At 71.9% G+C, this 12,216-nt stretch carries 9 protein-coding genes; all 9 read left to right on the top strand.

Annotated elements, in window-relative coordinates; all coding sequences use genetic code 11:
- Window positions 1-835 (top strand): (2Fe-2S)-binding protein (locus ACFWW8_RS37150; protein ID WP_386536999.1); only part of this gene is annotated, 835 nt, incomplete at its 5' end.
- Between the two features lie 13 nt (window positions 836-848).
- A complete protein-coding gene (locus ACFWW8_RS37145) occupies window positions 849-3,197 on the top strand; it encodes a xanthine dehydrogenase family protein molybdopterin-binding subunit (RefSeq protein ID WP_386536997.1) in 2,349 nt (782 codons plus the stop codon).
- Between the two features lie 167 nt (window positions 3,198-3,364).
- Complete coding sequence (locus ACFWW8_RS37140) at window positions 3,365-3,874, top strand: hypothetical protein (RefSeq protein ID WP_386536994.1); 510 nt, start codon at window positions 3,365-3,367, stop codon at window positions 3,872-3,874.
- Window positions 3,874-5,361 carry a WXG100 family type VII secretion target gene (locus ACFWW8_RS37135; protein WP_386536992.1) on the top strand — a complete coding sequence of 496 codons (1,488 nt, stop codon included), beginning with the start codon at window positions 3,874-3,876 and terminating at the stop codon, window positions 5,359-5,361. The genes ACFWW8_RS37140 and ACFWW8_RS37135 overlap by 1 nt, the downstream gene beginning before the upstream one ends.
- Before the next feature lie 21 nt (window positions 5,362-5,382).
- Complete coding sequence (gene mycP / locus ACFWW8_RS37130) at window positions 5,383-6,567, top strand: type VII secretion-associated serine protease mycosin (protein WP_386536990.1); 1,185 nt, start codon at window positions 5,383-5,385, stop codon at window positions 6,565-6,567.
- A 32-nt stretch (window positions 6,568-6,599) separates the two neighbouring features.
- A complete protein-coding gene (locus tag ACFWW8_RS37125; protein ID WP_386536987.1) occupies window positions 6,600-7,019 on the top strand; it encodes a hypothetical protein in 420 nt (139 codons plus the stop codon).
- Between the two features lie 9 nt (window positions 7,020-7,028).
- Window positions 7,029-9,377, top strand: a complete 2,349-nt coding sequence (locus ACFWW8_RS37120) for a hypothetical protein (RefSeq protein ID WP_386536985.1) — start codon at window positions 7,029-7,031, stop codon at window positions 9,375-9,377.
- A gap of 11 nt (window positions 9,378-9,388) precedes the next feature.
- A complete protein-coding gene (locus ACFWW8_RS37115) occupies window positions 9,389-10,084 on the top strand; it encodes a hypothetical protein (RefSeq protein WP_386536982.1) in 696 nt (231 codons plus the stop codon).
- Between the two features lie 321 nt (window positions 10,085-10,405).
- Window positions 10,406-11,881: an MFS transporter gene (locus ACFWW8_RS37110; protein ID WP_386536979.1), complete on the top strand. Its 1,476-nt coding sequence runs from the start codon at window positions 10,406-10,408 to the stop codon at window positions 11,879-11,881.
- Window positions 11,882-12,216 lie beyond the last annotated feature (335 nt).

Here is a 12,216-nt window from a genome sequence, read left to right as displayed (position 1 = left end):
CGGCGACGGCGACGGCGGTCCCCCGGCGGAGCCCGCCGACACGGACGGCCGCGGCTTCGCCGCGGCGGGCCCGGCCCCCGCGGACACCGGGGCCGCGCCCGTGCCGGACGGGGACACCGCCGACCGCGCCGTGGGACTCCGGGGCGAGGGCGCCGCCGGGGAGGTCCCGGCTGAGGGGCCGGCGTACGAGGACGAGACGGGTACCGCCGCCGCCCATCACGAGCATCCGGCGGCCTCCTACGTCCTGCGCGTCAACGGCGCCGACCGGCCCGTCACCGGCGCCTGGATCGGCGAGTCCCTCCTCTACGTGCTCCGCGAGCGCCTCGGGCTCGCCGGCGCCAAGGACGGCTGCTCGCAGGGCGAGTGCGGCGCCTGCGCCGTGCAGGTCGACGGCCGGCTCGTCGCCTCCTGCCTCGTGCCGGCCGCGACGGCCGCCGGCAGCGAGGTCCGCACCGTCGAGGGGCTCGCGACGGACGGGGAACTCTCGGACGTCCAGCAGGCGTTGTGCAGGTCGGGTGCGGTGCAGTGCGGGTTCTGCGTACCGGGCATGGCCATGACCATCCACGACCTGCTGGAGGGCAACCACGCCCCCAACGAGCTGGAGACCCGCCAGGCCCTGTGCGGCAACCTCTGCCGCTGCTCCGGCTACGCGGGGGTCGTCGACGCCGTCCGCGAGGTCGTGGCGGGGCGCGAGGCGGCCGCGGCCGAGCCGCCGGCCACGCGGGCCGGGGCCGCCGGATCGGCGGGGTCCGGTGCGCAGGGCGGGTACGAGCCGCGCATTCCGCACCAGGCACCGCCCGGCGAGGGCGGCATCCACCACGGAGGCACGGAGTGAGCGGGGGCACGGAGTGAGCGGGCAGGACGCGGCGACGGCGACGACGCCGGTCAACAACTCGGTCGCGGCCAAGGCGGCCGGCGACCCCTCCGAGGCCGGACCGGACCAGCCGCCGCGCGGCATCGGCGCCTCCGTGCCCGCCGCCGACACCCGGGCCAAGGCCGAGGGGACCTTCCCCTACGCCGCCGACCTGTGGGCCGAGGGCCTCCTGTGGGCCGCCGTACTGCGCTCCCCGCACGCCCACGCCCGCATCCTGTCCATCGACACCTCGGCCGCCGCCGAGATGCCCGGTGTGCGCGCCGTCGTCACCCACGCCGACGTCCCCGGCGCCACCACGCACGGCCGCCGCGTCGCCGACCGCCCGGTGTTCGCGCACGACCTCGTGCGCCACCACGGCGAGGCCATCGCCGCGGTCGCCGCCGACCACCCCGACACCGCCCGGCTCGCCGCGGCCGCGATCGCCGTCGAGTACGAGCTCCTCGACGCCGTTACCGACCCCGAGCAGTCCTTCGGCGCCCCCGCCCTGCACCCCGACGGCAACCTGATCCGGCACATCCCGCTCCGCTACGGCGACCCGGACGCCACCGGCGAGGTCGTCGTCGAGGGTCTCTACCGGATCGGCCGCCAGGACCCCGCGCCCATCGGCGCCGAGGCCGGACTGGCCGTACCGCGGCCCGACGGCGGCGTGGAGCTGTACACCGCCTCCACCGACCCGCACACCGACCGCGACCTGGCCGCCGCCTGCTTCGGGCTGGAGCCGGACCGGGTCCGCGTCGTGGTCACCGGGGTCCCCGGCGCGACCGCGGACCGCGAGGACGCCGCCTTCCAGCTGCCGCTGGGCCTCCTCGCCCTGCGTACGGGCTGCCCGGTCAAGCTGGCCGCGACCCGCGAGGAGTCCTTCCTCGGCCACACACACCGTCACCCCACTCTGCTGCGCTACCGCCACCACGCGGACGCGGAGGGCCGCCTCGTCAAGGTCGAGGCCCAGATCCTGATGGACGCGGGCGCGTACGCCGACTCCTCCTCGGAGTCCCTGGCGGCGGCGGTCGCGTTCGCGTGCGGCCCGTACGTCGTCCCGCACGCCTTCGTCGAGGGCTGGGTCGTGCGCACCAACAACCCGCCGTCGGGCCACGTCCGCGGCGAGGGCGCCATGCAGGTCTGCGCCGCGTACGAGGGCCAGATGGACAAGCTGGCCGCGGCCCTCGGCATCGACGGCGCCGAGCTGCGCCTGCGCAACGTGCTGGCCACCGGCGACCTCCTGCCCACGGGCCAGACGGTCACCTGCCCCGCTCCGGTGGCGGAACTCCTGCGCGCGGTCCGCGACTTCGAGCTGCCGGCCCTCCCGAAGGACACGTCGGAGGACGAGTGGCTGCTGCCCGGCGGCCCGGAGGGCGCGGGCGAACCGGGCGCGGTGCGGCGCGGCGTCGGGTACGGCGTCGGCATGGTCCACATGCTCGGTGCGGAGGGCGCGGACGAGGTCTCCACAGCCACCGTGAAGGTCGTCAACGGCGTCGCCACGGTCATCTGCGCGGCGGTCGACACCGGGCAGGGCTTCGCCACCCTCGCCCGCCAGATCGTCCAGGAGGTGCTCGGCGTCGACGAGGTCGCGATGGCCCCGGTCGACACCGATCAGCCCCCGGCGGGCCCGGCGGCGCACGGCCGCCACACGTGGGTGTCGGGCGGCGCGGTGGAGCGGGCGGCGAAGATGGTCCGCACCCAGCTCCTGCAGCCGATGGCACACAAGCTGGGCATGTCCACCGAGCTCCTGCAGATCACGGACGGCCGGATCACCTCGTACGACGGCGCGTTCTCCCTGCCGGTCCTGGAGGCGATGGAGGGCAAGGAACTGTGGGCCACGGCCCAGTGCCGCCCCCACCCGACGGAGCCCCTGGACGCCGAGGGCCAGGGCGACGCCTTCGTCGGCCTGGCGTTCTGCGCGATCCGCGCGGTGGTGGACGTGGACATCGAGCTGGGCTCGGTACGGGTGGTCGAACTGGCCGTCGCCCAGGACGTCGGCCGCGTCCTCAACCCCCGCCAGCTGGAGGCCCGTATCGAGGCCGGCGTCACGCAGGGCGTCGGCGCGGCCCTGACGGAGAACCTCCGCACGGTCGCGGGCCTCGTCCGCCACCCGGACCTGACGGGCTACGCCCTGCCGACGTCCCTGGACGCCCCGGCGGTGCGCATCGTCAAGCTGGTGGAGGAGCGGGACGTGGTGGCCCCGTTCGGCGCGAAGGCGGCGAGCGCGGTCCCGGTGGTCACGACGCCGGCGGCGGTGGCCTCGGCGGTGCGGGCGGCGACGGGGCGGCCGGTGAACAGGCTGCCGATCAGGCCGTCGGCGGCAGTGGCGGTACCCAACTCCTGACCGTGTGGCGCGCATTGCACGTGCAACCCAGGGTTGGGACTGTCCGCGCCGGTCGCTAGAGTGATCAGTGAGCCTGGTCGCGTTCGCGTGCGAACGGGTGCGAACGGGGACCGGGTGCGGCGGAGACGCCGCGCCTACGGGGATGACGGGGAGTCGGGGAGGCCATCGTGGCAGAGGACAACGGGACGGGCCTGTTCGGATTGGGCCCGACGGCGGGCATCGCGGACGCGGTCAGGGCGCAGGCGGCGGCCCTGGCGGTCGAGCAGGACTCGCTGAAGGAGTACAAGGGCATGGTGGATGCCCTGCTGGAGGAGCTGGGCGGATCCGAGGCGGACCACAAGAAGCTGGCGAACGGCACGCTGACCCAGGCGGCCCTCGGCCAGGGCTTCGCGGAGGCCACGGCCATCTACGCGTCGTACAACACGGTCACGACGGAGCTGGAGAAGCTCTCGAAGGGCCTGGCGGGGCAGATCGAGGCCCTGGGCATCGCCGTGCTGTCGGCGGGCAACGGGTACGCGGGTGTGGACCTGGAGACTCAGCGCCGCATGGCGGCCATCGCGAAGGAGGCGGAACGGCACTACGTGCCCTCCCGCGACCCTTACCTGGAGGAGCAGCGCAAGAATGCGGGTACCGCGCCTCCGGCACACGATGGCAACGCGGCGGGGGGCACTGTCTGATGGCAACGAACTTCGAGGCGTTCACGCACCAGCAGCTCAAGGCGATGAGTGACGCGCTGGATCCCAAGACGGTCAAGGCGCGGGCCGAGCAGCTCAAGAAAGCTGCCGATGACATCGCCAAGATCGCGGAGAAACTCAAGAAGCACCAGGTGACCGGCTGGGAGGGCGAAGGAGCCGTCGCCTTCCAGGAATGGGTCGGCCGGGCGGGCAACGCGACGCTGCGACTCAGCGAGTACAGCGCCCACGGTTCGCACTGGATGACGCAGGCCGTCCAGAAGATGTACGAGGCGCAGACCATGCCGGCCTACGACACGGACGCCGCGGCGAACCTGGCGGCGGCCCGCAAGTACCACAACGACCCGGACTCCCGGACGATCGGCCCGCAGGCGCAGTCGAAGCTGAACACGGATCACACCGAGGCCGTGCAGCTGATGAAGAAGCTGGCCGAGGCGTACGAGCTGTCGTCGACGGAGATGAACAAGGCGGAGGCTCCTACTTTCCCGCCGCCGCCGGACGTGCTGGTACCGAGCGGCTACGACTCCGGGGTGGACATGGCTCGTCCTGGAGGGGGCGGGGGTATCCAGGGTGGGTCGAGTAATTCCGTGTTCACGCCACATGCCTCGTCCGGTGGTCCCGGGGGAGGACCTTCGGATGCCCCCGCGTCTACGTCTGGTAGCTCTCTGCGAGAGGGCCACACTTCTCCGACGCCCGCGGCGCCCGTACCCAATCCCACTCCATGGGTTCCGGACCGTGACGTGAACGTCGACCTTGACAGTGTTGCCACCCTCCCGCCCACAACTGTCCCCCCGACGCTGGGCACGCCGAGTCCGCTGCCGACCGGCGGCAGCGTGAACCCCGGGGGCGGTTTCGTCCCGCCGTTGGCGCTTTCGCCGATCGGCGGAACTATGGCGCACGGCAGGCCTGGCTCCGGCGGCATCGGCAACCTTCCTGGAGTGAGTGGGCCAGCCGCTTTCGGCGGCGGCAAGGTCGGCGGCGTGGGCGGCTTCCCCGGGATGCCTCCGCGTGACAGCGGGATCGTCGGCGGCAGGCCGGTGGCGTCCGGCGGTCCCAGCGCGGGCATCCCCCGCGGCACGGTCATCGGTGCCGAAGGGACTCAGGCAGGCCGCGCCATGGGCGGAATGGGCGGCGGCATGGGCGGAGGGCTCGGCGGCGGACACGGCGCCGCAGCAGGTTCTGCGGCGGGCCGCCGACTGGCCATGGAACAGGGCGGTGTCGTCGGAGGGCGCCCTACGGGGGCAGCCGGTCGCCCGACAACGGGCGGGCAGCCGTTCACCCCGGGTGGTTCAGGCCTTGTACGGAACGCCAACGGCGCCACGGGCTCGGGAGCTGTGGGCCATGCGGGCGCCGGTGCACGGACGGCGGGCAAGAGGCGCGAGGATCAGACGGGTGAGCGTCCCGACTACCTGGCCGAGGACGAAGAGACCTGGCAGGGCAACCGCCGTGTTGTCCCGCCGGTGATCGACTGAGCAGAACGGACGTTGCACGGGATGCGCATGCGCAAGGCGACCTCGGCCCTCGTGGGTCTCCTGCTGGCCGGGGTCGCCGTGACCCCGGCCCACGCGGACACGATTCGTTCGCAGCAGTGGCATCTCGATGCCATGAAGGCCGACGAGATGTGGAAGATCAGCACGGGTAAGGGGATCACCGTCGCGGTGATCGACACAGGCGTCGACCGCATTCCGGAACTCGAAGGGCAGGTTCTCCCCGGTGCCGTCTTCCCTGTCGGTGATGCCGAGGGCGACAAGAACAACGACTACTACGGACACGGCACCGGCATGGCCGCGATGATCGCCGGTACCGGAAAACACCCGAGTGGCGACGGAGCCTATGGCCTCGCACCCGGTGCCAAAATCCTTCCGATTCGAGTACCGAACATGCTCGAAGGGGCATCGACTCCGTCCGTTGTCGAAGCTATTCGGTACGCGGCGGATTCAGATGCCAAGGTCATCAATATTTCCATGGGTCTGCCGGGTAAGCCTGAGCAAGATCAGGCACGGGCCGCTGCGGTGAAGTATGCGCTCTCGAAGGGGAAGCTGATCTTTGCCGCAGTCGGCAACTCGGGCGATACGACCAATGAGGTCGCCTATCCCGCCGCCACTCCCGGAGTGGTCGGCATCAGTGCCGTGGATGCGAACGGTATGCCGACCAAGGAATCACAGAACGGCCCCCAGATCGACATGGCCGCACCTGGCATCGACATCGTCTCGGCCTGCAAGGGCAAGACCGGACTGTGCAAAACACACGGCACCAGTGACGCCACCGCCCTCGCGTCCGCCTCCGCCGCCCTGCTCTGGGCCGCGCACCCGGACTGGACCAACAACCAGGTGCTCCGCGTCCTGCTGAACACCGCCGGCAAGCCCACGGACGGGGCCGAGCGCAACGACTACGTCGGCTACGGCGTCGTCCGGCCGCGCATCGCGCTGCCCAACCCCGGGGACCCCGGCCCGGCCGACGTGTTCCCGTTGCCCGACCTCGCCGCCGCCGACGCCGCGGCCAAGTCGCCGGCGCCCGGCGCCTCCGCCGACGGCAAGGCGGCGCCGACGCCCGCGCCCCGCGCCGGGGCCGCGGAGAAGGACGGCAGTCTCCTGCCCTGGCTCGGCATCGGGCTGGGCGCCTGCCTGCTGATCGGCGGCGCCGTCACCGCCGTGGTCGTACGCCGCACCAACCGCTGACCTGATCCGACCTGCACAGGGGAGTTCACGCGATGTCGTTCGACGAGGAATGGTCGGCGGCGCGCGCCACGGCCACTGCAAGTGTCGCCATGCGGCTCAACCAGGTGGCCCCCGAGCCCGGCGGCGGGGGCGGTGACCTGGAAGTCAACCAGGACCACATCGGTGCCATCGGCTCCGAGGCCTACAAGCTGCACACGCGCCTGCAGACCGACGGCAAGCACGCGGCCACGGCCACCACCGAGGCCGCGGGCGCGCTCACGAGGGAGAACTTCGCGAGCGGGGCCGCCCTGTCCAAGGCCCAGACCACGTGGGAGAGCCAGGTCAAAACCCTCGTAGCGGCCTGCGCGAACATCTCCAACGGCCTGAACTACTCGCTCTCCTCGCACGCCAAGGACGAGCAGCAGCTCCACGCCGACTTCACCACGTCCGCCCTCAACGACTACCTCAAGTAGGCGCCCCCCGTGCTGACGTACGAGAACGTGATGAACGCGCCGCTGGGGCAGCTCCAGACCGCCGTCACCGATTGGCAAGCGATGGCGGGCAAGCTCGACGAGATGGCCGAGGCGGCCCGCAACGGCATGAAGGCGAAGGCCGACAAGGCCCAGTGGAGCGGCGTCACCGCCGGTGTGGCGCGGGAGTTCGTCACCAAGACGGCCAAGGAGTTCGAGGACGCGTCCAAGGAAGCCAAGGGCATCCAAAAGGCCCTGACCGAAGGGCTCGCGGCCTTCAAGTCGTCGAAGGAGCAGTTGAACAAGATCGCGGCCGAGGAGGCGCCCGCGGCCGGCTTCCAGGTCGACGCCTCCGGGCGGGTGTCCGCCATTCCGGCGAAGACCGAGGGCGAGCGGAACGCTGCGCGCCACGACCCCGACTATCAGCAGGCCCTGCAGAAGAACCGGGTCCTGTGGCAACAGAAGATCGACAACATCGTCGAGGCCTGTGACGACGTCGACCAGTCCTTGGCGCGCCTGCTCGGCGCCAACGTCACCGACGCGCACGACTTCAGCGGACCCAAGTACGCCGGCTTCGACGCCGAGCAGGCCGGTCGCGCCGCCGACCTGGCCACGAAGGGGCGCGGGCTCAGCCACGACGAGCTCGTGGAGCTGAACGAGCTGCTCGCGGACAACGCCAAGGTCCCGGAGTTCTCGAAGAACTTCTACGAGACGCTGGGCCCCAAGGGTGCCCTGGAATTCTTCGGCTACATGTCGACGGACACGTATGACTACTCGAAGCTCGACGAGCAGCGGCTCAAGGACGTCCAGGAACTCCAGAAGAACCTGGGCCTCAACCTGGCCACGGCGACGAACTCGAAGACCGAGCCGCACCTCCCCGACAGCTTCGCGCAGGAGCTGCGCAAGCTCGGCAGCCAGCACATCCCACTGGTGAAGTACGACCAGAATCCGCCGTACGGATACCAGCTGCTCGGCGGCATCATGCGGTACGGCAACTACGACCCCAAGTTCCTCGTGCCGATCGCCGAGCACGCCGCTCAGATCCACGCCAAGAACCCGGACTTCTTCAACGAGACCCGGCACCTCAACGGGTACGGCAGGAACATGCTCAACCCGTCCGGGATCAACGGCGCCGGCTACGACCCGGTGGTCAGTTTCCTGGAAGCGATGGGCCACAGCCCGGAAGCGTCGGCCCAGTTCTTCGACCCCGACCGTGCGCCGCACGCGTACAACCAGGACGGTACGGAGAAGTCCGGCGCGGCCGACCTCGGCAAGGGCGCGGACAAGAAGCCGATCACTAGCTACCTCGACTTCTTCGGCAACGAGAAGTACGACTTCACGATCGACATGGAGGGGACCAACCCCGACGACCTGAAGAAGGTCCAGCAGTACATGCCGGACGCCTTGGGCCACGCACTGGAGGCGGCGACGCTCGGCCACGCGTGGGACGACCCCGAGCCGGACCTGAACCGGACCGAGACCGGAGCACGTGTGATGGACGCGGCCGCGTCGAAGTACGGGGGCGACGCCGGGCTGCTCAAGCACCAGGAGGTTCTCGCCGACAGCCTGGGCAACATGACCGCCGGGTACATCGACGACGTCAATCGAGCGCTGAGCCTGGATCCGGAGAAGAGCGTGTTCGCCCCGCGCGAGGGTGACAAGCAGGCGCACGTGAGCTTCGAGCGGGACGGCGCCCGCGACCTGATCGCGGCCCTCGGGCAGCACCCCGATGCCTACGCGACGGTGTCTACCGCGGAACGCGTCTACTCTGCGAGCATCCTGGAGAGCCAGGCCGAGCACGAGGGGAAGATCGACGAAGGCCGGGCGCGGGCGACGATCCGTACCACCGCGGAGGTGCAGGGCATTCTCGACGAGTCCCGGGCGGAACAGGTCAAGGGAGTGGGAGAGAAGAAGCACGAGGAGTACGAGAAGGCGCACGAGCAGCGGTCCGCCTGGGTGGAGTTCGGCACCACGGCAGCCGTCGCGGCTGGTGTCGCCTTTCTCCCCGCCACGGCCGCCGCGGCGGGTGCGGCCGCGATCCTGGTCCCCTTGGCCGTGGACGTCGGCAGCGGGGCCGTGGAGCAGGCAGCCTCACAGGTCATCAGCGAGTGGTCGAACGAGGCCGTGGAAAAGCACAAGGACAAGTCGGAAGGCGCGACGCACGACAGCAACAAGTCCATGTTCCAGGCCGGTGAGCGCAGTGCCGAGGCGCCGATGAGGCAGTTCATGGAGCGCCACAACATCGATCCGAACAGCGAGTTCGGCAACGACTTCGCCGAGTCGATGCGGATCGGGTACGAATCCGGCAATTCCGTAGCCCGACAGCAGGGCCATGAGTCGCAGACGAAGGGGGTCAAGTGATCCGCGATCGCATGTCGCGCCCGCTAGGGGGGCCGGCCGTCACCCTGGTGGTCCTCGGCACGGTGGCCGCGGGCTGCTCCACGGGGGGATCGGAGCAGCCGGCGCCGGCCGCGGAGCCGCAGAAGATTCCGGTCGCCCGGGTCTGCACCGGCCTCTTTCCCGCCGAGGGCGCCAAGGCTCTGGAGCGCGTCCTCGGATCCACGGAGTTCAGGATCCGCGACGCGCAGAAGAATCCAAGTGTGCTTGCGGTCGCTCAGGCGATGGAAGACGCTTATCGGGCCGGTGCGAAGATCCGGGACATGCCCGAAGCGACCTGCGAGGTTGCGGGAGACTCGACGGGGTCCCGCCTCGCAACGGCACGGGTGCGCTTCACCGCCTTCAGCAAGAATGCTGCGGACTCGGCCGACCTTCCGGGCGTGGGCGCCCGCGACCCGCGGGTTTGGACGGAGTCGAAGCAGGTCTACCTCACGTACGACTGCGTCAGCTCCCGCGTGGGCTCCACCCAGGACGTCCCGCTGCAGATCCGAGTGTTGGTCCACGTACAAGGAGACGGGAACGAAGGCGAAGCCGGCCCCGGACAGGACCAGCTGACCGTCATCCACTCGGCGGCGCTGTCCGTGGCGAGGGATCTCGGCTGCACGAACAACGCCGGCCTTCCCGAACAGGCGCAGGACCTGCCGAAGCCGGGTACGAGCTCGGGCCCCTGACCCGGGCGGGCCGGGCATGGCGAAGACCGCCCAGGGGAGCTCTTGTACCGGGGCGGCCGCGCCGCGAAGCAGTGACTGGAATCGAACCGGGGCGAGTTGCCTCGCGGGTCTGTCTTGCCTGTTTCAGACCCTGCCTCCACCGGCAACCGCCTGTCCCGGCGCTAGACCTCGTTGGAGGGGGCTGCCTCGGCGCGGGCCCAGTCGCCGGCGCTGCGACCGTGACCGGCGGGGCAGTGCCCGGTGGCCTAGGACTCCGGGCGGAGGCCCGGATCCGCCGAATGAACAGGGTCTAACGGCGGCCATGCCCCTTACTCTGGGGCGATGAGTGCCCTTGAACCCCGTGTGCCCCAGATCGCCGCCCCGGCTCCGCCCCCGCCGCCGGGCGGCATTCTGGGGTCCGCGTACCGGACGCTCAGCATCGGGATCATCTCCGTCGTCTTCCTGATCGCCTTCGAGGCCACCGCCGTCGGCACGGCCATGCCGGTCGCCGCCCGCGAGCTCGACGGGATCGCGCTCTACGCCTTCGCGTTCTCCGCCTACTTCACCACCAGCCTCTTCGGCATGGTCCTGTCCGGCCAGTGGGCCGACCGGCAGGGTCCGCTGCGGCCGCTGACCGTCGGCATCGGGGCCTTCGCCGCCGGGCTGGTGTTCTCCGGGACGGCCGGCGCCATGTGGGTGTTCGTGCTCGGCCGGGCCGTCCAGGGCTTCGGCGGCGGCCTCGTGATCGTCGCGCTCTACGTCGTCGTCAGCCGGGCGTACGCGGAACGGCTGCGCCCCGCGATCATGGCCGCCTTCGCCGCGAGCTGGGTGGTGCCGTCCATCGTGGGCCCGCTGGCCTCCGGGACGGTGACCGAGCACCTCGGGTGGCGGTGGGTGTTCCTCGGGATACCGGCCCTCGTGGTCGTCCCCCTGGTCGTCGCGCTGCCCGCGATCCGCCGGACGGCCTCCGGCCCCGTCGACACCGGCGGCGCGCCCGCCGCCTTCGACCGGCGCCGGATCCGGCTGGCCCTCGGCATCTCGGCGGGCGCGGGCCTGCTCCAGTACGCCGCCCAGGACCTGCGGTGGCTGTCGTTGCTGCCGGCTGTCGCCGGCGCGGCCCTGATGGTGCCCGCGGTACGGGGGCTGCTGCCGCGCGGGACGTACCGGGCGCGGCGCGGGCTGCCGTCGGTGGTGCTGCTGCGCGGGGTGGCGGCGGGGTCGTTCATCGCGGCGGAGAGCTTCGTGCCGCTGATGCTGGTCACCCAGCGGGGGCTGAGCCCGACGATGGCCGGGTTCTCGCTCGCGCTGGGCGGCGTGACCTGGGCGGCCGGCTCGTGGGTGCAGTCCAAGGGGCGGATGGCGCCGTACCGGGAACGGCTGATGGTCGGCGGGATGATCATGGTGGCGGTGGCCATCGCGGCCGCCCCCGCGGTGCTGATCGAGTCGGTGCCGGTGTGGACGCTGGCCCTGGCCTGGGCGCTGGGCTGCCTCGGCATGGGTCTGGTGATCGGTTCGACGAGCGTGCTGCTGCTGAAGCTGTCCGCGCCGGAGGAGGCCGGGTCCAACTCCGCCGCGCTGCAGATCTCCGACGCGCTGGCGAACGTGGTTCTGCTGGCCGGGGGCGGCGCCGCGTTCGCCGCGCTCGGCGGGGGCTCGGTCGGGGCCGCGCACGCCGTGGCGGAGGCCGCCGACGCGGGTGCCTCGCACCCGGGGGCCTTCGTGGTGGTCTTCCTGCCGATGGCGTGCGTCGCGCTGGTGGGCGCCTGGGTGGCGACCCGCCTGCACGCCGACCGGCCCCCGGTTCCCGCCGACCGCTGACCGGCGGCCTGCGGCCGATGCTCGGCGGCCGGCTGACCGTTTGCCGCTGTCGGCCGCCCGCCCCCGTGACCGGCGCGCCGGCCCCCGCGCCCCTGCTGCCCGAGCCCCGGCCGTCCGCGCCCCGGCCGCCCGCCGTGGCCCGGCCGCCAGCCGCCGAGCATCGGCCGCCGCGGCCCTGCCGCCCGCCTCAGTGACCGGGCGCCGACCCCCGCGGCCCGGCCCCCGCGCCCCGGCCGCCCGCGCCCCGGCCGCCCGGGGCCCGCCGCCCGCGAGGCAGCAGGTGAGCGGCACGATCAGTGGGGTGGCCGCCTCGGGGTCGTACTGGACGTCGTCGG

The organism is Streptomyces sp. NPDC058701 (assembly GCF_042715295.1).
Classification (GTDB): Bacteria; Actinomycetota; Actinomycetes; order Streptomycetales; family Streptomycetaceae; genus Streptomyces.
This window is presented reverse-complemented; position numbering and strand designations above follow the sequence as displayed.

Excerpts from the sequence above, each read along its gene's own strand:
- ACFWW8_RS37135 (WP_386536992.1), top strand. The coding sequence starts at position 3,874 with ATGGCAACGAACTTCGAGGCGTTCACGCACCAGCAGCTCAAGGCGATG.
- mycP (WP_386536990.1), top strand. The coding sequence starts at position 5,383 with ATGCGCATGCGCAAGGCGACCTCGGCCCTCGTGGGTCTCCTGCTGGCC.
- ACFWW8_RS37125 (WP_386536987.1), top strand. The coding sequence starts at position 6,600 with ATGTCGTTCGACGAGGAATGGTCGGCGGCGCGCGCCACGGCCACTGCA.
- ACFWW8_RS37115 (WP_386536982.1), top strand. The coding sequence starts at position 9,389 with ATGTCGCGCCCGCTAGGGGGGCCGGCCGTCACCCTGGTGGTCCTCGGC.
- ACFWW8_RS37110 (WP_386536979.1), top strand. The coding sequence starts at position 10,406 with ATGAGTGCCCTTGAACCCCGTGTGCCCCAGATCGCCGCCCCGGCTCCG.